Source organism: Streptomyces sp. KM273126 (genome assembly GCF_004337435.2).
Lineage (GTDB): Bacteria > Actinomycetota > Actinomycetes > Streptomycetales > Streptomycetaceae > Streptomyces > Streptomyces acidicola.
The window spans coordinates 3,397,321-3,418,230 of the sequence record NZ_SJXB02000001.1 but is presented as its reverse complement, the minus strand read 5'-3'; the positions used below and the strand labels follow the sequence as shown (position 1 = coordinate 3,418,230).

Here is a 20,910-nt window from a genome sequence, read left to right as displayed (position 1 = left end):
CACCCTGTGCGCCCGCCGCCCCCCGTTCGTTCCGGTCGCGGTTTCCGTGCCCGTTCCCCCGGGCAGTTCCAGTCAGGTCCACCGCCACACGTTCCTCCCCTTCCGGCCCCGCGCGGCATCACGGTCGGTCTGCTCCGCTCGGCATCGCTCGGACCCCCGTTAAGAAAGTCCGATCATCTCACGTATGGCCGTTTCCGGCCCGGGCCGGAAACGGCCAGTACCGTGGCCCACCCGCTCCTCGTCACCGTTGGCACAGTTCCGTCGCGTGTTCCATGTTCTTGTCGGACTGCGCGCCTCCGACGACCGCCCGCTGCCCGCCGATGCCGCAAGCCGAGTCCAGGACAACGGCGTTGAGCACGTCTGCGTCCACGCCTGCGTCCGCCCCGAACCCGCTCTCGGCGTCTACCTCCATGCCTCCTCTCCGGCCGCCGCGGAACGCCGGGCCGCCGCCGCCTGCCGCACCGCCTTGTGCGGCTGGCGCATCGTCTACGCCCGGGCCACCGACCAGAAGCAAGTGTTTGGACACCTTGGGCCATGACCCTTTGCGGCCAGGGCTCTCCCCTTTTTTTGCGTTGCCGCTCCGACAGAGACTCCTGCCTGCGGTCGCGTCTGCCGACGATCCCCCGCGGGTTCGCACGGCCGATCGAACGCTCCATGGGCTCAAACCCGTCATACCCTCCAGGAAAGGCTCGCGTATGACCCGCACGATCAGCAGTCGCCCTCACACTGCGCTGCTCGCCTCGGCTTTCCTGGCGGCCGCGACGACGGTTCTGCTCAGCGCTCCGGCGGCGGCCCCGCACTTCCCCTCCCTCGGCGCCCAGGCCCAGCGCACCCACCCGACCGGCCACGGCCACGACTCCGCCCAACACGACATGGGCTGGCAGTAGCCATGGGCCGGCAGTAGCGCTGCCCAACGTCCTTCATCGCTCACACGGGCCGATCGGTTCGCTTGCCTCCACCGGTCACACCTGATCCCACGTCAGGTGCGGCGGCCTGGCCCCGAGCACGTCGGCTCACGCGCCGGTGATCCGACACCCGAGCCCGGTACGCGCATCCGGGGACACGACCACAAGGCCACGGCCGCACAGAGTCACAGGGCCCGCTCGGACCACAACCATTCGTGAGCGTCGCCCTCTCGCGCTCCCGTACCGCCCGAAGGACACTCATAGGCAACGGAGTTGCCGCGGGGAGGGGGACGTGTCATGCGGGACGGCCATCGGGTGGAGGCCGAGCGACTGCTGGCGAGGGCGGTGGAGGAAGAGGTCCGGCGGTCGGGCGGCCGTACGGACGGCGGCGTACTGCTCTCCCGGGCACGCGGCGCGCTCGACGCCATGGCTCAGGCGGCCGCCGAGGAGTACGAGGCCTACACCCGTGCCCTCGACGAGGCCGGGGCCGGTCAGGTCACCTTCGCCCAGCGGTACGCCAAGGAGGGCGCCGGAACCCCCCTGATGGTCGCTGGCGTGGCCGCGGTCGCGGCGGCCGTCGCCGACCTGGCCCTCGGCACGGGCGCCGGCACCGCCCTCGGCGCCGGCGTCACGGTGGGCGTCGTCGGCGCGGCCGCCACCGTCCTGAAGGTGACCGCCGCCCACTTCCCGGCCGCCCACCACCGCGCCGGGGCGCTGGGCCAGCCCGGCGGCCCCGAACAGCTGCGGCTCCAGTGGCTGACCGCCCTGGAGGTGCGCGGCATCCGCCCGTTCCTGGACCAGCAGCGCGTCCTGAGCGCGAGCACGAGCACCGGCGCGAAGAAGGGTGCGCCCCAGCTGCGCCGTACCGACAAGAGCGCGGCGGCGCGCAGGAGAAGAGTGCTGGAGCAGTCGTTCGGGCAACTCCCCGACGCGGACGGCCCGTTCGCGGGGCGACGTACGGAGATGGCCCGGGTCCGGCAGTGGGTGCAGGCCGCGCGGGCCAGTACGGAGACCCGTTCGACCGTGGTCGTGCTGCACGGCGCCCCCGGTTCGGGCCGTACGACGCTCGCCGTGCGCGCGGCCCACGACCTGAAGGACCAGTTCCGCGGCGCGTGCGTGGTGGACCTGCGCGGTGACGGCGCGGGAGAGCCACCGCTGTCCACCCGGGACGCCCTGCTGCATCTGCTGAACCGTCTCGGCGCTCCGCGTGAACAGCTCCTCTTCCGCGAGCGCTCCTCCCCCGACCAGCAGGTCAAGCGGCTGAGCGAGCTGTACCACCAGCATGTGACGGGCCTGCCGGTCACCATCATCCTGGACGACGCCTCGGACCCCGAGCAGGTCCGCACCCTCGTCCCCGACCGCTCCGACAGCCTCGTCCTGGTCACCGCCCGCAAACCCCTCGATCTGCCCGCCGACCTTCCCGCCTGGGTGCACCAGCTCCCGGTCGAGGCCCTCGACGAGGCGGGCGCGGAGGAGTTGCTGGGCGCGGCGGCCCAGGACAGGTCGGCGCCGTACGACGCGCAGTCCTCCGAGCGCATACGGGAGCTGTGCGGCGGCCTCCCCCTGGCTCTGCGCGTCGCGGGCTCGTCCCTCGGGACGCGCACGCCCCGCCGGCTGGCCACGGACCTGGGCGCGTACGGACCGGTGGAGCCCGTCGAACGCGCCCTCTGGCTGCGGTACACCGACCAGCCGGACCCGGCGCGGCGGCTGCTGCGGCGCCTGGCCCTGGCGGGACGGGCGTCGCTGGGGGCCGCCGCGGCGGCCTCGCTGCTGGCCACGGACGAGCCGGAGGCCACCCGGCATCTGACGGCGCTCGCCCGCGCGGGCCTGATCGACCACGTACGGGGCAACCGGTACCGCCTCCACGACCTGGTCCGCGCCTTCGCCCAGGCCCGCCTGCTGGACGAGGAGGAGCCGGCGGAGCGGACGGCGGCCCACGAGCGTCTGATCGTCACGTACGCGGAGCTCGCCGACTCGGTGCTCCGCCTGGTCGACGGCAAGATGTCGACCCGCTCGGACCGTTTCGGTCCGCACGGCTTCACCTCGCTGGACGAGGCGCTGCGCTGGCTGGACGACGAGTCCAGCTTCATCACGGCCGCCCTGCGGCACACGGAGGGCGTGAACCAGGCGGCCGTACTGAACCTGCTGGGCGCCCTGTGCGACTACTGCCTGCTGCGCGGCGACCTGTACCGCCTGGGCGAGATCAGCGAGCTGGCCCGCGCGGTCGACCAGGGTCTGCTGGTCCGCTCGGTCCAATGGCGTACGGGCATCGCGGCCCGCCAGCTCGGCGAACTGGACCAGGCCCGCACCACCCTGACCTCCGTCGTCGACCTCTACATGGAGGCGCACCACGACGCGGGCGCGGCCCGTGCCCTGTGTTCCCTCGGCATCACGCTCCATCACCAGGGCAACCTGACCGAGGCGGCGGCGAAACTCCGGGAGGCCCTGGACCTCCAGGCGGCGCCGGAGCTGTCCGTGGACCGGGCCTGGACGATGCACGCACTGGCGGCGGTGGAGCGGGACCGGGCGAGGCTGGCGGAGGCCCTCGATCTCCTCACCCGGTCCCTGGTGCTGCACGGCGAGGGCGAGTCGGTGCACGGCCAGGCGTGGGCGCACTTCCAGCTCGGCCAGCTGAAGCTGCGGATGGGTGACGTGCCGGGCGCGGAGGAGGATCTGCGTACGGCCCTGGATCTGTACGGCCGCACCCGCGACGCCCGCGGCGAGGCCTGGGCCATGACCCAGCTCGCCCGTGCCCGTCTGGTCGCCGGCGACGCGTCCGCCGCGGTCGACAGCCTGCGCCAGGCGACGGCACGCCATCAGGACAACGAGGACGCCCGCGGGGTGGCCTGGTCCGTGTACTACCTGGGTCAGGCGCTGGAGGAGGCGGGCAATCTGGACCAGGCGGTACGGGAGCTGGAGCGGTCGAGGACGATGTTCTCGCGCATGCGGGACGTGTACGGGCTCGCCTGCGCCCGCCACCACTCGGCTCGTGTGACCCGTGACCAGCGAGCCGTCCAGACGGGTTCGCTGCGTAATTCGGGCTTCGCCCGCCAGCTGCTGGTCGACGCCCGCGCCGACTTCCAGCGCGTCGGCGTCGCCCACGGCGAGGCGTGGACCTGCCTGGAGCTGGCAGTGGTCGATGCCGGCAACGCCCGCACGCAGCAGGCCCTGTCCCTGTGCGACGACGCCGTGTCGCTCTTCGCCTCGTACGGCGACCTCCGGGGCGAGGACTGGGCCAGGTTCCTGAGGTGCACCCTGCTGCCCTACGCGGCGCCGGGCGGTGTCGAGATCGGCACCGCGGTCGCCCAGGAGGAACTGACGCAGCTGTCCCGCGCCACGCACCCTCTGCGCGACAGCAAGCTCGACGAGTACGTGGACGCGTACCAGCTGCTCCTGGAACGCGGGGTCGATCTGGACGCCGGGTGGCGGGCCTGGACCCTGGGGATGGTGCCGGACCGGCACGCCCGCGAGGTCATGGGGGTGCCGGTGGCGGCCCGGAAGTGACAGCTGTCACCGGGCCCTGTCTGCCGGTGACCCGCCGTGCCCTGTCGTCACACTCGGGGGGTGGGTGAGACCTCCCGCACCCGTCAGGCAGTGGGTGAGGGAGTTCGACGACAGGGCCCGGTGCCCGAACTCAGCCCTGCTGTGGCTCGGGCTCAGCCCTGTTGTGGCTCGGGCTCAGCCCTGTTGTGGCTTGGGCGTGCCCGAGGCCTTGCCCGCGGCCTCCGCAGTTGTCTTGCCGGAGGCGCCGGGCTGGTCGTCCGATGCCTCCTCGAAGTCGACCTTGCCCATGTGCTTGCTCATGGACTTCATCAGGGCCCATACCGCCAGGGCCATCACCGCGAACACGATGAAGCCGAGGACGCCGGGGGTGACCTTGTCCTCGTCCAGTTCCTTGGCGAGGGGGACGAGGTGTGTCAGTGCAAGGCTTGCGCTCATGTCATGCATTGTCGCGGATGCCCGCGAAGAGGTCGTCCTCGGGGAGGGAGGTGTCCACGAGTGACTTCGCCAGCTCGTACTCCTCCGTCGGCCAGACCTCCTTCTGGAGCTCCATGGGAACCCGGAACCAGCCGCCGTCGGGGTCGATCTGGGTGGCGTGTGCGATCAGCGCCTTGTCGCGGATCTCATAGAAGTCGGCGCAGGGGACGTGGGTGGTGAGCGTGCGCTCGGTGCGCTCGAACTCGTCCCACCGCTTGAGCCAGTCCCCGTAGGGCGACTCCAGGCCGCGGTCCAGCATCGCCTGGTGCAGCGCCTCGGTGCGCGGGCGGTTGAAGCCCTGGTTGTAGTAGAGCTTCTGCGGCTGGTAGGCGGGGCCGAACTCGCCCTCCGGGTACTTCTCGGTGTCGGCTGCCCCCTCGAACGCCACCATGGAGATCTTGTGGGTCATGATGTGGTCGGGGTGCGGGTACCCGCCGTTCTCGTCGTAGGTCGTGATCACCTGTGGGCGGAACGAACGGATCTGCCTCACCAGCTCGCCGGCCGCCTTGTCGACGTCCTCCAGGGCGAAGCAGCCCTCGGGCAGCGGCGGCAGCGGGTCGCCCTCGGGCAGGCCCGAGTCGACGAAGCCGAGCCACTCCTGCTTGATGCCGAGGATCTCGCGTGCCTCGTCCATCTCCTTCTTGCGTACTTCGTGGATGTGCTCCTCGATGTATGCGTCGCCCTGCAGCTTGGGGTTGAGGATGGAGCCGCGCTCCCCGCCCGTGCAGGTCACCACCAGCACGTCCACCCCCTCGGACACGTACTTCGCCATGGTGGCCGCACCCTTGCTCGACTCGTCGTCGGGGTGCGCATGCACGGCCATCAGTCGCAGCTGGTCAGTCAAGACTCATTCCCTCGTAAGTCGGCGCCCGCTCTGAACTCGGTGACTGGTGTGACACGCCCCGGCGTGACCCCGGGTGTCGGGCGACTTCTATAGTGACCGAATCGGGGGACGAAAAATTCCGGGGCCGGTCCCCGGGGTCCCTTTCAGGACCCTGGTCCGGGTCCAGGACCTTGGTCAGGGCCCCTTTCCGAGAGGACGATCATGAGCACGGCGAGCACGCAGCTGCCCGAGGGCCGGTACGGCCGCTCCGCGGACGAGCGCGCCGACCGCAAGCTCAAGATCCTCGGGGCGGTGCTGGGCACCGGCCTGCTCGTCCTCATCGGCTGGTTCGCCTCCTACTACGTCGGCGGCAACAAGATCAGCGCAGAGGTGATCGCCTTCGACACCTCGGCCAGTGAGGTCAAGGTGCACCTGGAGGTGCGCAAGGACGCGGGCGCGAGCGGCTACTGCACCGTGCGCTCCCAGGCCGAGAACGGCGCCGAGGTCGGCCGGGCGGACTTCCGCTTCGACGGGGACGCCACCCGTATCGACAAGGTCGTCACGCTCCGTACCACGACTCGTGGCACCACGGCCGAACTGCTGGGCTGCCACGCCGACTGAGCCTCCGGCACCTATGGCGCTGACCTGCGATGACGTAATTCTGGTGGCTTATGTCCTCCCCCTTCCGTCGTTGAATTGTTAGGCTCGTGGTTTCGCCCACTCTTGAAGGAACATTCTTCTGGGTAGGGCGATGCTTTGTATTCCCAGCACCTACGAGGAGCACCTGTGACCCAGACCAGCGAGAACGTCACCTGGCTGACCCAGGAGGCGTACAACAAGCTCAAGGTCGAGCTTGAGTACCTTACTGGTCCTGCGCGCACGGAGATCGCCGCCAAGATCGCGGCCGCGCGCGAGGAGGGGGACCTGCGCGAAAACGGCGGGTACCACGCGGCCAAGGAAGAGCAGGGCAAGCAGGAGCTCCGTGTGCGGCAGCTCACCCAGCTTCTGGAGACCGCCAAGGTCGGTGAGGCCCCGGCGGCGGACGGTGCGGTGGCACCGGGCATGGTCGTGACCATCGCTTTCGACGGTGACGAGGACGACACGCTGACGTTCCTGCTCGCCTCCCGCGAGTACGCGAGCTCCGACATCGAGACCTACTCGCCGCAGTCCCCGCTGGGCTCCGGCGTGATCGGCAAGAAGGTCGGCGAGGACGCCGAGTACGAGCTGCCGAACGGCAAGCTGGCCTCGGTGAAGATCCTCAAGGCCGAGCCTTACCAGGGCTGACCGCACGGACCGGTTTCCGGCGAGCCCTCGATGCCCACAGCGGCACCGGGGGCTTCGTCATACCCCGGGGTACCGGCGTACGTACCTGGCGTATCTGGCGTACCTGTGGCGGTGCCCGCCGACGCGGACTGTCGTCAGTCCATGACCGTGTAACCCGCCTCACGCAGTGCCTGGCCGACCTCGGCGCAGTGCTCCGGGCCCTTCGTCTCCAGGTGCAGCTCGACCTCTGCCTCCGTGAGCCCGAGCCGTGGATCGGTCCGTACGTGACTCACGTCGAGGACGTTGGCGTCGACCACTGACAACACCCCCAAAAGCGTCGCGAGGGCGCCCGGCCGGTCCGTCAGACGCAGTCGAACAGCCAGGTAGCGGCCCTGCGCGGCCATGCCGTGGCGCAGCACGCGCTGCATCAGCACCGGGTCGACGTTGCCGCCGGACAGCACCGCGACCACCGGCCCCTCGAAGGCTCCCGGCCCGCTCAGCAGCGCCGCGACCGGGCTCGCCCCAGCCGGCTCGACGACGAGTTTGGCCCGCTCCAGGCAGAGCAGCAGCGCGGCCGACAGCGCGTCCTCGGAGACCGTGCGGACCTCGTCGACCAGCTCGCGGATGATGCCGAACGGCACGTCACCCGGCCGCCCGACCTTGATCCCGTCCGCCATGGTCGCCGGATTCCCGATCGCCACCGGGCGTCCGGCCGCCAGCGAGGGCGGGTACGCGGCCGCTCCCTCCGCCTGCACGCCCACGATCCGTACGTCCGGGCGCAGTGCCTTCACCGCGACTGCGATGCCCGCGGCCAGCCCGCCCCCGCCGATCCCCACGACGATCGTGCGCACTTCGGGGCACTGCTCCAGGATCTCCAGGCCCACCGTGCCCTGGCCCGCGATGATGTCGTGGTGGTCGAAGGGGTGGATGAACACCGCGCCCGTCCGCGCCGCGTGCTCCTGAGCGGCGGCCAGCGTCTCGTCGACGACCAGGCCGTGCAGCCGTACGTCGGCGCCGTACTCGCGCGTCGCGCTGATCTTCGGCAGGGGCGCGCCCTTCGGCATGAAGACGGTGGCGTGGACTCCGAGAAGCGCGGACGCCAGGGCGACGCCCTGCGCGTGGTTGCCCGCGCTCGCCGCGACGACCCCCGCGGCGCGTTCCTCGGGCAGCAGCCCGGCGATGCGCACGTACGCGCCGCGGAGCTTGAACGAACCGGTCCGCTGAAGGTTCTCGCACTTGAAGTGCACCGGCGCGCCGACCAGCTGCGACAGATGCCTGCTGCCCTCCATCGCGGTGACCCGCGCGACACCCGTGAGCATCTTCTGGGCCCCCCGCACGTCGTCGAGGGTCACTCGCGCCAGGGAGTCGGCCGTGCTGTAGCTCATGACCACCAGTCTCGCAGTTCACAGCGGCACGACACGGGAGTGACCAAGGGGCGAAACTGGTTTGCACAGCGCCCGTACGACGTGCCTGTCCGCCGCGTACTCTTTCCCCAACCCAGCACCCTCGCAATGAAGTGAGCCCTCGGCCATGCCCACAACACCTGACATGTCGATGAACATGACGACCGTCGGTGACACCGGTCTCCTCGACGCGCTGCAGCATGAGGTCGCGGTGTTCGCGCGCCGTGCCGAACAGACCCGGCTCGGCGGCGTCGGACAGGTGCGCAACTCCATGGACCGCGCCGCGTATCTGCTGCTCAACCGCCTCGACAAGGAAGGCCCGATGGGCGTCAAGGCACTCGCCGCGAGCATGGGGATCGACTCGTCGACGGTCACCCGTCAGGTGGCCCCGCTCGTCGACACCGGGCTCGTCAAGCGCACCTCCCACCCGGAGGACGGGCGCGCGGTGGTGCTCCAGCTGTCCCCGCGCGGGTTGTCCCGCCTGGAGGAGGTCCGGTCGTCGAGGCGCCAGCTGATGGCCGAGCTGACCCATGACTGGGCGCCGGAGGAGCGCGAGGCGTTCTGCAGCCTCCTCACCCGCTTCAACACGGCCCTCTCCGCCCGCATGGCCGTCACGGGTGTCGGGGTGGGGGATTCGTCGCCCACCTCCTGAGCGGCGCCCGTCCCGTCCACAGCGTGCCCCCGCGCGGTCGGCGATCGTCCTCCACGCGCGCGTGAGGGGGACCGTTTCCCCAGTGCCGCGTGGCGGCGGCCGGCTCCGGTGCTGCGCGGCTCTTGACCGTGGGGCCGCCCCCGGTCTGATATGAGACGGGGCCCTTGTCGTACGGCTGTCGCGTTTCCGTACACGGCTGTCGCGTTTCCGTGCCCGGCCGGGGCCCGTTTTCCGTCAGGGTGCCCTCAGCGGGAGGCGCGGTGCGAGATCGGCAGGCGTCCCAAGGCGCCCGCCGGGCCCGGGAGTTCGAGGCATTCGTCGCGGGCGCGGCTGGGCGGCTGCTCCATGCGGCGACACTGCTCACGGCGGAACCGCCGACCGACAACCCACGCGCGCGGCGCCTGCTGACCCTGGCCCTCGCCCACACGTACGCGTCCTGGGACCGGCTGCGCGGCGAGGACCCGTACGACCGGACACGCCAGCAGCTGGCCCTGCGCTTCGCGCGCGGGGCGTGGCACCAGTACGGCCGGTTCCGGCCCGCTCCGGCGAGCGTTCTGGCGGGGCTCGGCCCTCAGGAGCGGCTGATCGTCGTCCTCAGGCTGTACGAGGGCGTGGCCGAGGAGCAGACGGCGGCGTTGCTGGGGCTTCCCGTCGAACGCGTGCGCACGATCTGCGCCCGTGCGATGGCGACGCTGCTCCATCCGCCGCGCAGGCCCGCGCCGGCGGCAGTGGAGGCGGAGGTGGCGCCGTCATGAGGCCCGGCGGAGGCGGCTCATGAGCCGGCACGAGCGGGAGGCGGCCGTGCGGCGGATGCTGGAGCGGACGCCGCCCCCGGTGCCGCCCGAGCTGTACGGGGACGCGCTGCGACGCGGCGGGCGCATGCTGCGCCGCAGGGCCGCGGCCCGCCGCCTCATGTGGCTGGTGCTGCTGGCCGCGGTGGTCGCGTTCCTCGTGTGGGCATCGATGACGCGCCCCTGGGTGGAGCCGCCGTCGGACACGACTCCACCGGTCCCCGGTTGGTGACTAGCCCAGGGCCTGCTGCAGGTCCTCCAGGAGGTCGTCGACGTTCTCGATGCCCACGGAGAGGCGTACGAGATCGGCGGGGACCTCCAGCGCCGAGCCGGCCGCGGACGCGTGTGTCATGCGGCCCGGGTGCTCGATCAGGGACTCGACGCCGCCCAGGGACTCGCCGAGCGTGAACACCTTGGCGCGGTTGCAGACCTCGACGGCCGCCTCCTCGCCGCCCTCCACCTGGAACGACACCATGCCGCCGAACGCCTTCATCTGCTTGGCGGCGACCTCGTGCCCCGGGTGCTCCGGAAGGCCCGGGTACAGCACGCGCGTCACGCGCGCGTGCCGGGTGAGCATGTCGGCGACCCTGGTGGCGTTGTCGCTGTGCCGGTCCATGCGCACGGCTAGCGTCTTCGTCCCGCGCAGCACCAGCCAGGAGTCGAAGGGCCCGGCGACCGCGCCCATCGCGTTCTGGTGGAACGCCAGCTCCTCGCCCAGTCCCTGGTCGCCGACGACGAGCGCGCCGCCGACCACGTCCGAGTGGCCGCCCATGTACTTGGTCAGCGAGTGCACGACGACGTCCGCGCCGAGCGCGAGCGGCTGCTGGAGGTACGGAGTGGCGAAGGTGTTGTCGACGACCAGCCTGGCACCGGCCTCACGGGCGACCTGGGCGACGGCGGCGATGTCGGTGATGCCGAGGAGCGGGTTGGAGGGGGTCTCCACCCAGACGACCTTGGTCTTCGGGGTGACGGCCGCTCGTACAGCGGCGGGATCGCTGGTGTCGGCGACCGACCATTCCACCCCCCACCGCGAGACGACCTTCGCGAACAGGCGGAACGTACCGCCGTACGCGTCGTTCGGGATGACCACGTGGTCGCCGGGGCTGAGGAGCGTACGCAACAGGCAGTCCTCGGCGGCCAGCCCGGACGCGAACGCGAGACCACGGCGGCCGCCCTCCAGGGCGGCGAGGTTCTCCTCCAGCGCCGTCCGGGTGGGGTTCGCGCTACGGCTGTACTCGTAGCCGCCACGCAGGCCGCCCACGCCGTCCTGCTTGTAGGTCGAGACCTGGTAGATCGGCGGGACGACCGCGCCGGTGAGGGGATCCGCGGTGTTGCCCGCGTGGATCGCGAGAGTCTCGAAGTGCTGACTGATGTGCCTGTCGCTCATGAGCACCGAGCGTAGTGTGCGCGGCGTGTGGATGGCGGCGGGCGGTGACCAGCGGACAGCGCGGGTCGGGACCGGATGGGATGGGACCGGAAGGGGTAGGTCCGGGCCGGGCCGGACTGGGCCGGACTGGGCCGGACTGGGCCGGACTGGGCCGGACTGGGCCGGACTGGGCCGGACTGGGCCGGACTGGGCCGGACTGGGCCGGACTGGGCTGGGCCGGACTGGGCTGGGCCGGACTGGGCTGGGCCGGACTGGGCTGGGCTGGGCTGGGCCGGCGAGCGTGCGGTCACCACCCCCGTCGCCCGCCCTCCCTGCCCCCGCACGGGAACTCCGAGCAGGAACGAAGTCGTGACCCGGCCGGGTTGGCCAATTGTCAGACCTGTCTGGTTCGCTTGAGGCATGGAGATTCTTTGGGTCCTGATCGCGCTGGTCATGATGGGCTTCGTCATCGGCCCGATCGCAATGCGCAGGCGTGCCGGAATCCAGCAGGTGTCGCCCGGCGACCCGGACGCCGCGGACCCGGCGAACTACGGCTTCGTCCAGCAGGAGGAGCTGGACATCCGCATGCCCGGCCCCGACCAGGACCTGCTGGACGTACTGGACGTGGTGCAGGGCACGCAGAACTACCGTGCGGCGTCGCAGCTGCTCGCGGGCACCGAGGCGGAGGGCGAGCGGCGGTGGCAGCGCGTGCAGGCCTTCGCGGGTGCGGCCGCGCTGGAGCTGCAGCAGCGTCCGGGCGGGGTGAGTGATTCTCCGGGCGGGCAGTGGCTGCGCGTGTGGCGGGCCGAGGCGCCGAAGGACGCGGGCGGGGCGGCGGTGCACGCGGAGTTCCTGGTGCAGCAGGCCTGGCGGACGTCGACGCCGGGCACGGACGACTTCCGGATCATCATGGAGGAGGCGAAGGCGGCCTGCGGCGAGGCGGCACTGCTGGCTCCGGGTGACCCGATCCCGTACATCATCGAGCTGTCGGTGGCACGCGGACTCGCGTACCCGCAGCCGGAGTTCGAGAAGCTCTGGCTGAAGATCCTGGACCGTGCGCCGACGCACATGGGCGCACACCTGGCGGCGTTGCACTACTGGTGCGAGAAGTGGCACGGCTCCCGGGAGCTGGCGTACACGTTCGCGGAGTCGGCCGCGGCTCGGGCACCCCAGGGCTCGCTCCTCGCGGCCATGCCGCTGTTCGCGGTCTTCGAGCACCTGCCCGAGGTGAATCTGGTCAGCGGCTTCTACCAGAGCGAGGTCGTGACGAAGGCGGTCCACGGCGCCCTGTTCGCGGTGCACGCAGCCCGCCCGGACGACCCGATGCTGGCCCATGTCCGCCACCTCCTGGTGTGGTTCCTGGTCCGCAGTGAGCGCTGGGCCGAGGCGATGAGCCAGCTCGTCCACGTCGACGGCCATGTGGGCGCCCTGCCGTGGACCCTCACGGCGGACCCGGCCGCGGACTACGCGATATTCCGGGCGCTGGCCGTGGCGGGCTACGAGGCGAACGGCGGCAACCCCGCGACGCTGCTGCGCTGAGGCCGTGCCGGTGGCGAGGCGACCGCTCGTTTTGCCACCGGGCACACCGCCCCGGACGTGCTGGGTCATCGACCACTCGTTTTTTGCCACCGGGCATGCCCATGGCTCATACTCCACCCTCGCAGATCTTCGTCATGAGCATGTCTCACGACTGCCTGCTTCCTTGATCGTTTCCTGTGGGGGGACCTCTGATCGATGGGCGCGACCCTGCGCGCGCTGCGCGCTTCTGTGCTGCTCGCCGGCTTCTATTTGCTCGGCGTGTTCCTACTGGCTGCCCTCGCGGGCGCCGACTACCTGCTGTACCTGTATGCCCCGGCGAGCATCGCCGCCAAGCTGTACTTCGTCTCCGCGCTGCTGGCGATTCCGCTGGTGCGTGGCTTGTTCATGCTGCGCGCTCCGAAGGGCGAGGAACTCCCCGGCCGGCCGGTCACGGAGGCCGACGAGCCCGCCCTCTGGCGGACCGTGAGGGAGCTGGCCGAACAGGTCGGAACCCGAGCCCCGTCCCGGATCGTGCTCACGGCCGACGTCAACGCCGCCGTCAGTGAGGACGCCCGTCTGCTCGGACTGCTCCCCGGCCCGCGCCGCCTCTACCTCGGCATCCCTCTGATGCAGGGGCTGACCGAGGCCCAGCTGCGCGCGGTCATCGCCCATGAGCTGGGCCACTACTCGAACTCCGACACCCGGCTCGCCGCCATCACCGTACGCGGCCGCGCACAGGTGCTGCGCACGATCGCGCACTTCGAGGAGCGGGCCGACAGGACCGTGGCGCGCGAGCGGACCCAGCAGGAGAAGCGGAACGCCAAGGCCGAGGCCAAGGGGAAGAAGACCAAGGAGGTCGACACGACGGGTGCGGGCATCACGTACCGCACGATGGCGAAGATCTACATCGGCTACGCCAAGCTGTACTTCCGCGCCACGCTGGCCACTTCCCGCCGCCAGGAGTACGCCGCCGACGCCACGGCCGCCCGGATCGCCGGACGCGACGCCTCCGCATCGGCACTGCGCGAGATCCCCGCGCTGGACGCGGCGTTCGGGTTCTACATGGGCAGCTACGCGACGCTGGGGTCCGAGGCCAGGCTGCTGCCGCCCCGCGGCGAGGTCTTCGGGGGCTTCGGCCGGATGCTGAGCGCCCGCCGGCTCGAACTGGTCGGCCTGCGCACCGAACTGCCCACCGAGCCCTCCTCGCCGTACGACTCGCACCCTCCCATCGCCGACCGGGTCCACCGCATCGAGGCCCTGCCCGCGGACGGGCGCACGGAAGAGGCCAAGGGCGCGGCCCTCGCCCTCCTCACCGATCCGGAACGCGCCCTGGCCGACCTGGAGGACGCCGTCCTGACGGACGAGGTACGGCGGTTCCGGCGCACCGGCGACTGGCAGGAACTGCTCGACGGTGCGATGACAGAGGGACTCTGCGACCTCAGCACCCCACTGCACCGAGCGCTGGCCTTCTACACCAAGGACCGGCCGACGCTGCCCGCGCTGCTCCAGGTGATCGACGACGGGCAGCTGTGGCAACTGGCCCGGCGGCTGCCGATGTCCGAGGAGGCGGCCTCGGCGAGCGGCCGTGCCTTCCGCGAGTTCGCCCGCCCCGTCATGCAGAAGTCGCTGAACAGCATGGCTCTCGCCGACCTCAGCGCCCGCTCCCGGCTGCGCTGGGAGTTCTCCTGGTCCGAGGCCGCCACCGCGCATGTGCTGCCCGCGCCCGACGGCACCGAGGCCGACCTCGGCTCCGCGGTCGCGGCAGCGGTCGCCGACCACCCGGACACCGGTCCGCTGCGCGCCCTTCTCGCCTCCGCTCCCCGAGAAACGGACACTCCTCGATGACCGTGCTGCTGTGGATCTTCGGCATCCTGGCCCTGCCCTTCGTGCTCTTCGCCCTGTACCTGGCCGGAGTGTTCGTCAAGGAGCTCTTCTCCCCCAGTGACGACTCCGAGGCGGATTCCGAGGCAGCCGCGGAGGCCGCGGAGGCAGCCGGGAAACTCGGCCTGCTGCCCGCGGAGCGGCAGAACACGGAGTACGCGGGCCCGCTGCCGGCCGACTGGGAGAAAGCGCTCGGGGCCGTGCGCGGCGGCGACTGGAAGGCCGCCGCCGAACTGATGCAGGCCATCGGCCGCGACTGGGAGCGCCGGTCGGCGGCCGCCTACCTCCTGGCCGAGATCGCGGCCGAGGAGGACGGCTGGCTGCTGGCCTGGGAGGCCGACCGTCCCGAAGACCCGGACGCGGCCGTGGTGCGGGCTCGCAGCACGGTCATCCTCGCCTGGGAGCTGCGGGGCGCGAAGCGGGCCAAGCACACCACGGACGAGCAGTTCGCGGGGTTCCACCGGACACTGCAGGGCTCCCGCGAGGAGATCGCGCGGGCGGCGGAGCTGAACCCCGACGACCCCACGCCCTACATCACGGAGATCTGGGTCGCACTCGGGCTCGGCTATCCGCACTCCCAGATGGACAAGCTGTGGACGGAGATCACGGCCCGCGCTCCGCACCACTACGAGGCCCACTTCTCGGCACTGCAGTACTGGTGCAAGAAGTGGCGGGGCTCGGAACGCCTGGCCACCGAATTCGCCGAGCGTGCGGCGGCGGCCGCGCCCCTGGGCGGCCTGCTCACCGTTCTGCCCCTCATCGCCCACTTCGAGCACGACGAGTCGGACGACACCAGCACCGACCGCACCCCCGAGATGGTGGCCCGGGTGGACGCCGGCCTCGCCGATGCCGCCGCGGCCGACCCGGACCACCACCGGCTGCCCGAGTTGCGGCACCTGCTGGCGTACTACCTGTCGCTCCAGGACCGGGACGAGATGGCGATCGAGCAGTTCAAGCTGGTCGACGGGTACGTGAACGCGGTGCCCTGGCGCTACCGGGGCGACGCCGCCGCGATAGCGGAGTACTACTGCCGCATCCGCAACTCAAGTGCTCAGGTGGTGGCCGCCGACGCCGACTGAGGCGCCTGTGCGGCACCCTTCGTCCACAGCGGGGCCGGGGCCGGGGCGGCCCCGGCCCCGTGGGCGCAAGCGCGGCCCGGCGGAAGTCGGAGCCTCGGCCGGTCGGCCTCCGCCTTCCGCCGGGCCGCCTCGCGGTCAGCCCTCCGCGCGGGCGGGCAGCCGCCATCCCGGGCGCGGGAAGTGGCAGGTGTAGCCGTCCGGGTAACGCTGCAGGTAGTCCTGGTGCTCGGGCTCGGCCTCCCAGAAGGGGCCGACCGGCTCCACCTCGGTGACGACCTTGCCGGGCCACAGTCCAGAGGCGTCCACATCCGCGATCGTGTCCTCGGCGATCCGCTTCTGCTCGTCGTCCACGTAGTAGATCGCCGAGCGGTAGCTGAGGCCGATGTCGTTGCCCTGGCGGTTCTTGGTGCTCGGGTCGTGGATCTGGAAGAAGAACTCCAGGATCGCGCGGAAGTCGGTCTTCGCGGGGTCGAAAAGGATCTCAATGGCCTCCGCGTGCGTGCCGTGGTTACGGTACGTCGCGTTCGGCACGTCACCCCCCGTGTATCCGACACGGGTCGCCGTCACGCCCGGGAGCCGCCGGATCAGTTCCTCCATCCCCCAGAAGCATCCGCCAGCCAGCACGGCCCTCTGCGTCTGCGCAGCCATTACGGCCCCTCCAATGTGTGTCAGCTCGGTCACTCGGGCTACTCGGCTCGCACACCACCGGCATCCCATGCGCACTGTTCTCAACGCGCGAGGGTTCCGAGCGATTCCGTGCCCGCCAAACCCGCCCTGCGGTCGCCGACCACCGGCCACCCCGAGGAGCGCACCGACCTGTTGCCCACCCCCACGCCGGTGCCCTCATCCGGAGAGCCCTACTCCCCATACGGCTACTGCGGCGTCGACATCACTAGGGCCTGTCCGGCGGATCATGTGACTGTTGCGAGTTCAGCTCGTTGGCATGTTCATGGGGCGGGGAGATCTCACGAGCGCGGAATGGGCCCGGCTGAAGCCGCATCTGCCGAAGTCCGGTCACCGGGGCGGCCGTTGGGCCAGCCATCGCAGGATCATCAACGGGATCTTGTACCGGAATCGCACGGGGGTGCCCTGGCGGGATCTGCCTGCACGTTTCGGCAAGTGGAAGACCGTGTTCGAGCGGCACAGACGATGGTCGGCGGACGGCACCTGGGACAGCCTCTTCGCGGCCGTCCTGGCCGACGCCGAGGGCCGCATCGACTGGTCGATGGTGAGCGTGGACTCCACCTCCTGTCCGGCCCACCAGCACGCCGCCGGAGCCCGCAAGAGACGCCCGCGGGTGCCGGGAAAAGAACAACGCCCCGGCAGCACCGCCCCGACGAGGGACTCGGACGCTCCCGGGGCGGCCTGACCTGCAAGATCCACCTTGCCGGTGAGGGTGGACGCCGCCCCCTGGCCCTGCTGATCACGCCGGGCCAGTGGGGCGACGCTCCGCAGCTCATCCCGGTCATGGAACGCATCCGTGTCGGCCGCCTCGGTGGCGGACGCCCGCGCACCCGGCCCGACCATCTCGGCGGTGACAAGGCGTATTCCTCCCGCCGCAACCGCCGCTACCTGCGACGACGCCAGATCAAGCACACCATCCCCGAACCGAGGAACCAGAGGGCCAACCGTCAACGAAGAGGCAGCAAGGGCGGCCGGCCCGCAGGCTTCGACAAGACGATCTACAAGCGCAGGAACGAAGTCGAGCGGACGATCAACGCGTTGAAGAACTCCCGGGCCGTGGCCACGAGGTTCGACAAGCACGGCTACATCTTCCACGGCACCGTCACCGTCGCCTCAATCCGATTCTGGCTCCGCCCGTGATCTCCGCCGGATCTAGCCGCCGGTCGTGCCGTCGAGCATCTCGCGCAGGATGTCCAGGTGGCCGTTGTGGCGGGCGGTCTCCTCGGTGAGGTGGAGGAGGATCCAGCGCAGGTCGACGTGGAGGCCATTGCGGATGGTTCCCTCGGCCTGCTTGGCCAGGTCGTTCCCGGCGACCAGTTCTCGGTAGCGGGCGCTCTGTTCGGCGTATTCGTCGAGCAACTGCGTGAGCGGGAACTCGACGGCGATACGCATCTCGCGGTCCGGGTCCTCACCCGTCATGGGGGCCCGGTCTTCCTCGCCGAGGAAGACCACTTGGAACCAGTAGTACTCGACCCAGCGGAGATGGTTGATCACTCCGCTCATGGTCATCAGCGGTGAGCCCGGCAGGAGCGCCTTGCGGGCGTTCTCCGCGGAGACGCCATCGCACTTGGCGCGGGCGGTGTCCCGTGCGTAGTCGAGAAAAGTGGTGAGCTGGGTGCGCTCGTCCCACGCGGGCGGCGTGTCGTCAATTCTGGGCATCGCACGAAGCGTCCCCGATCACCGCGACCGATGTCGAGGCATTTACGACGGGCCCAACCTGCTCCACTCAGCTCCTTGTCCGGTGGGTCGCTGCAGCCGTTCAGCGCCGGTGGGCCGCCCGGCATGATCCGCCGGACAGGCCCTAGCCTCGCACGGCGGTGCCGCCGCCGCTCTCCGTCGCGGCGAACGGCAGTCGAAAATCAGTGGCCGCCGGAACCGGCCGACTCCACGCTGTACGCCATGGAAGAACCGCAACGCAGGATCCGCGCGGCCCACTCGGAATCCACGATCACCGTCTACCAGGCGTACTCCCCGGAAATCGGCCTGCCCACCGTCCACGACGGCCGTTTTCCCGCAGCGTGGAAGCGGGACAGGATGACGTGGATCAAGCCGTCGTTCCTGTGGATGATGTACCGCTGCGGCTGGGGCACCAAAGCGGGTCAGGAGACCGTCCTGGCCGTCGAGATCACCCGCGACGGCTTCGAATGGGCGCTGCGCCACGCATGTCTGTCAAGCTACGTCCGCGGGGTGCACCCCGACCGAGCCACCTGGCAACGTCAGTTGAAGCATGCGCCCGCTCGTGTGCAGTGGGACCCCGAACGGGACCTCCACCTACAACCCCTGCCCTACCGGTCCCTGCAACTCGGCCTCTCCGGTGAGGCCGTACGCCGCTACGCGGACGAGTGGACGGTCGGCATCCGCGACATGACCCCGCTCTCCCGCGAGATCCATGCCCTCGTCAGCGGTGGTGACCTGGACTCCGCCGCCCGGCTGTTGCCCGAGGAACACCCTTATCCCAAAGACGACGAACTTCTTGCCCACCTACGGGGATGACGGGCTGGTGCACCGACAGACGGGTCACCTGCCGGCACGGGCTCGGCGGGACTGGGGTGTCCTGCCCGATCGGGTCGCGAAGGCGGACAGATGACCGCGGACGTCACCCCCGCGCTGCTGGCGGGGCTATGGCAGGAACGTCGGTCGGCTGATCCGCCCGTTGCCCACACGTTCCGCGGTACGTACGCGGAGCACTGGGTGCGCTTCCACAGCCTCCCTGGCTCAAAGCGCCACCCGGAGTCCGAGGACGAGTACGCGATAACCGGTACAACACGATCCTCGACGAGCTGTTCGCGGGCATGGACATTTTTGTGGTGACCATGGACTGGTCGTACACGCCGGACGGTCCCGCCGGCTTCCCGACACCACGACAGACGCTGCACCCCGACGGCAACCGCTGGTGGACCGAGTCGGACGAGGACGACCCGGACCCGGAGTTCCACTCCCACACGTCTGTACGCCGACCGGCGCCCGTGGGAACGCGGCTGCGTCGACGATCTGCTCCGCGCCGTCGCGGACGACACGCTGGGCGACGTGTTCTTCACCGATACCGAACTGCTCCGCATCCACCATCCGTACGACGGCGGTGCGGACGTCATCCTCGCCACGCCTGGGGAACGAGACCGGCTCCGCGACCGGCACACCGACTGGCTCTCCAGCCACCCGGCGGGTCTGTGACAGACGAACGGGTATCGGTTGTTCTCATATATCGAGGGCTGACACCAGCAGTACCTCGACAAGAACCCGGCGGGGTACTGCGGGCTGGGTGGGGCGGGGGTCAAGCTGAGTACGCCGTTCGAGACAAACTGGGGTGCGTCGTGCCAGCGCCCGAGGCAACGGACAAGTTAAGGCCATGACGGGAAGTGCCGTGTACGGGGCCGTCGAAATTCAGAGGCCGTAGTCGCATGTGATGACTCCTCCCTAGCCGTCCGTGCCGTACAACTCGGCGCGGATCCGCTGGGTGGCCCTCGCAGCGAGCGAGATTGCGGTACCCCTGTCAGCACCGGCTTTCACCATGGCGAGCACGCCACCGACGCGCACGTCGACGGCGTACGACGGGCTGCCGTCGTACTCATCGCCGCCAGTGACTCGCAAGATGTCCAGCATCGCTTCGTCGCCGAGGGCGGCGATTTCCTGGGTCTCGTGGTGCTCCTGAACGGGGGCGGCCTCCGTGTCAACGGTGACCTCGGGACAGATCTCACGAAGTCGGCGCTGAATCTCGAAGTAGCGCACGGCCCGCGCGGCGGGCATCGACACCAGCTGGACGGTGATCACTTGAGCGTCCTCAGTAACCGGTCCGAAGCGCACCGTCTGCATGGCGCTGGCGCCGTCAAAGCCGTTCAGTTCCTCAAGCAGGTCCTCCGCCGGCTCACACCCGCCCCAGTCGCCGTGGCCGTACGGGCCGAAGGGGGCCAGATCAGTGGCGGTCACCTTCACGCGCTCGCCGAACGCCTCGGCGGGCAGAAGCGCAGCCTTCAGCCTGGCTTCGGTGAAGATCCGGTCCGGGTCGGCCTCGCCATCGACCCCGGGCGCTGTGGAAGGGGTCCGCGACGGGTCCTCCGACGCGGCCGAGCGCCCCACGTCAGACGGTGCCCCCGTGCCGCCACAACCGGCGAGAAGGGTCGCCAACGTAACGGCCCAAGCTGCGATTCCTGCGTGTATGGCCGCTCGCACGACGCCTTCCCCTGGTTCGGTGAACTTCGGCTCACAACCTGTCGGCTCCACGCAGTACGCCATGCGTCAGTTCAGCGCAGGTGGTGAGGGTACACGGGGGACCGCGGAGTTGGGATCGAAGCCCGCGAAGGCCAACCCGTTGCCCGCGGATCGGTCGTCGGCGCTGTCTGAATGAGACCGCGTTTGAGACCACGAACCAGTCGGCGCGATGACGAAACCCGCCGCCTCCTCCAACTGACGGGCGCGATCCAGCGCCCCCAGAATCGCCGGGGAGTCACATTGGCACCGCAGGCCCGGCGGGACGGGCCTGACCTGCCCGATCGGGGTGGCCCCCGCACCGCAGAAGGCTGATCAATTGACTTGCACCTCGGGCTGAAGCCCGAGGATTCTGGCCTTCTCG

21 protein-coding genes are annotated in these 20,910 nt (G+C 70.5%); 13 read left to right on the top strand and 8 right to left on the bottom strand.

Annotated features, from left to right (window positions below):
* Positions 1-241: 241 nt before the first annotated feature.
* Positions 242-412, bottom strand: coding sequence for a hypothetical protein (locus E0500_RS14795; protein WP_165934899.1), 171 nt, complete (start codon positions 410-412; stop codon positions 242-244).
* 283 nt (positions 413-695) lie between these two features.
* On the opposite strand from E0500_RS14795, the gene E0500_RS14790 reads away from it, so the two are divergent.
* Together E0500_RS14790 and E0500_RS14785 are read left to right on the top strand one after the other, a co-directional pair.
* Positions 696-887: a hypothetical protein gene (locus E0500_RS14790; protein WP_131560583.1), complete on the top strand. Its 192-nt coding sequence runs from the start codon at positions 696-698 to the stop codon at positions 885-887.
* Between the two features lie 315 nt (positions 888-1,202).
* Positions 1,203-4,409: a tetratricopeptide repeat protein gene (locus E0500_RS14785; protein WP_131560585.1), complete on the top strand. Its 3,207-nt coding sequence runs from the start codon at positions 1,203-1,205 to the stop codon at positions 4,407-4,409.
* 174 nt (positions 4,410-4,583) lie between these two features.
* On the opposite strand, the gene E0500_RS14780 is transcribed toward E0500_RS14785, so the two are convergent.
* Together E0500_RS14780 and mca are read right to left on the bottom strand one after the other, a co-directional pair.
* Complete coding sequence (locus E0500_RS14780; RefSeq protein ID WP_181587002.1) at positions 4,584-4,853, bottom strand: hypothetical protein; 270 nt, start codon at positions 4,851-4,853, stop codon at positions 4,584-4,586.
* A complete protein-coding gene (mca, locus tag E0500_RS14775) occupies positions 4,846-5,727 on the bottom strand; it encodes a mycothiol conjugate amidase Mca (protein ID WP_131560588.1) in 882 nt (293 codons plus the stop codon). The genes E0500_RS14780 and mca overlap by 8 nt, the downstream gene beginning before the upstream one ends.
* A 201-nt stretch (positions 5,728-5,928) precedes the next feature.
* On the opposite strand from mca, the gene E0500_RS14770 reads away from it, so the two are divergent.
* Both E0500_RS14770 and greA read left to right on the top strand, forming a co-directional pair.
* Positions 5,929-6,327, top strand: coding sequence for a DUF4307 domain-containing protein (locus E0500_RS14770; protein WP_131560590.1), 399 nt, complete (start codon positions 5,929-5,931; stop codon positions 6,325-6,327).
* Between the two features lie 165 nt (positions 6,328-6,492).
* Positions 6,493-6,990, top strand: a complete 498-nt coding sequence (gene greA / locus E0500_RS14765; RefSeq protein ID WP_131560592.1) for a transcription elongation factor GreA — start codon at positions 6,493-6,495, stop codon at positions 6,988-6,990.
* A 134-nt stretch (positions 6,991-7,124) separates the two neighbouring features.
* Here greA and ilvA read toward each other — a convergent pair whose 3' ends face one another.
* Positions 7,125-8,354 carry a threonine ammonia-lyase gene (ilvA, locus tag E0500_RS14760; RefSeq protein ID WP_131560594.1) on the bottom strand — a complete coding sequence of 410 codons (1,230 nt, stop codon included), beginning with the start codon at positions 8,352-8,354 and terminating at the stop codon, positions 7,125-7,127.
* Between the two features lie 163 nt (positions 8,355-8,517).
* On the opposite strand from ilvA, the gene E0500_RS14755 reads away from it, so the two are divergent.
* The 3 genes from E0500_RS14755 to E0500_RS14745 all read left to right on the top strand — a co-directional run bounded on the left by E0500_RS14755 (position 8,518) and on the right by E0500_RS14745 (position 10,047).
* Entirely contained in the window at positions 8,518-9,024 is a 507-nt protein-coding gene (locus tag E0500_RS14755) for a MarR family winged helix-turn-helix transcriptional regulator (RefSeq protein WP_181587234.1), read from the top strand.
* 260 nt (positions 9,025-9,284) lie between these two features.
* The gene (locus tag E0500_RS14750; RefSeq protein WP_131560596.1) at positions 9,285-9,779 is read left to right on the top strand and encodes a sigma factor-like helix-turn-helix DNA-binding protein; all 495 of its coding nucleotides are present in this window, start codon (positions 9,285-9,287) and stop codon (positions 9,777-9,779) included.
* A gap of 19 nt (positions 9,780-9,798) precedes the next feature.
* Entirely contained in the window at positions 9,799-10,047 is a 249-nt protein-coding gene (locus E0500_RS14745; RefSeq protein ID WP_131560598.1) for a hypothetical protein, read from the top strand.
* Here E0500_RS14745 and E0500_RS14740 read toward each other — a convergent pair whose 3' ends face one another.
* Positions 10,048-11,202 carry a cystathionine gamma-synthase gene (locus tag E0500_RS14740; protein WP_131560600.1) on the bottom strand — a complete coding sequence of 385 codons (1,155 nt, stop codon included), beginning with the start codon at positions 11,200-11,202 and terminating at the stop codon, positions 10,048-10,050. It lies immediately after the preceding gene.
* A 399-nt stretch (positions 11,203-11,601) separates the two neighbouring features.
* Between E0500_RS14740 and E0500_RS14735 the strand changes: the two genes are divergently transcribed.
* The 3 genes from E0500_RS14735 to E0500_RS14725 all read left to right on the top strand — a co-directional run bounded on the left by E0500_RS14735 (position 11,602) and on the right by E0500_RS14725 (position 15,659).
* Positions 11,602-12,720, top strand: coding sequence for a hypothetical protein (locus tag E0500_RS14735; RefSeq protein WP_131563240.1), 1,119 nt, complete (start codon positions 11,602-11,604; stop codon positions 12,718-12,720).
* Positions 12,721-12,915: 195 nt separating this feature from the next.
* Positions 12,916-14,544 (top strand): M48 family metalloprotease, encoded by a 1,629-nt coding sequence (locus E0500_RS14730; RefSeq protein WP_131563239.1) that lies wholly within the window; start codon positions 12,916-12,918, stop codon positions 14,542-14,544.
* Positions 14,541-15,659: a hypothetical protein gene (locus E0500_RS14725; RefSeq protein ID WP_131563238.1), complete on the top strand. Its 1,119-nt coding sequence runs from the start codon at positions 14,541-14,543 to the stop codon at positions 15,657-15,659. Before E0500_RS14730 ends, E0500_RS14725 begins: the two co-directional genes overlap by 4 nt.
* 135 nt (positions 15,660-15,794) lie before the next feature.
* On the opposite strand, the gene msrA is transcribed toward E0500_RS14725, so the two are convergent.
* A complete protein-coding gene (gene msrA, locus E0500_RS14720) occupies positions 15,795-16,307 on the bottom strand; it encodes a peptide-methionine (S)-S-oxide reductase MsrA (RefSeq protein WP_033323708.1) in 513 nt (170 codons plus the stop codon).
* Positions 16,308-16,608: 301 nt separating this feature from the next.
* Between msrA and E0500_RS14715 the strand changes: the two genes are divergently transcribed.
* Positions 16,609-17,483, top strand: a protein-coding gene (locus E0500_RS14715; RefSeq protein ID WP_131563245.1) for an IS5 family transposase whose coding sequence is annotated in 2 segments (ribosomal slippage) — positions 16,609-16,966 and positions 16,966-17,483 — 876 coding nt in all. Because the reading frame shifts where the segments join, the coding sequence is not laid out codon by codon here.
* A 12-nt stretch (positions 17,484-17,495) separates the two neighbouring features.
* Here the strand turns inward: E0500_RS14715 and E0500_RS14710 are convergent.
* Positions 17,496-18,002 (bottom strand): DinB family protein, encoded by a 507-nt coding sequence (locus tag E0500_RS14710; protein ID WP_131563237.1) that lies wholly within the window; start codon positions 18,000-18,002, stop codon positions 17,496-17,498.
* Positions 18,003-18,242: 240 nt separating this feature from the next.
* Here E0500_RS14710 and E0500_RS14705 point away from each other — a divergent pair, with 240 nt between their 5' ends.
* Both E0500_RS14705 and E0500_RS43835 read left to right on the top strand, forming a co-directional pair.
* Positions 18,243-18,836 carry a DUF4291 domain-containing protein gene (locus tag E0500_RS14705; RefSeq protein WP_131563236.1) on the top strand — a complete coding sequence of 198 codons (594 nt, stop codon included), beginning with the start codon at positions 18,243-18,245 and terminating at the stop codon, positions 18,834-18,836.
* 534 nt (positions 18,837-19,370) lie between these two features.
* The gene (locus tag E0500_RS43835; RefSeq protein ID WP_258572779.1) at positions 19,371-19,514 is read left to right on the top strand and encodes a hypothetical protein; all 144 of its coding nucleotides are present in this window, start codon (positions 19,371-19,373) and stop codon (positions 19,512-19,514) included.
* A gap of 243 nt (positions 19,515-19,757) precedes the next feature.
* Here the strand turns inward: E0500_RS43835 and E0500_RS14695 are convergent, their stop codons facing one another.
* Complete coding sequence (locus tag E0500_RS14695) at positions 19,758-20,417, bottom strand: hypothetical protein (RefSeq protein WP_131563235.1); 660 nt, start codon at positions 20,415-20,417, stop codon at positions 19,758-19,760.
* Positions 20,418-20,910 lie beyond the last annotated feature (493 nt).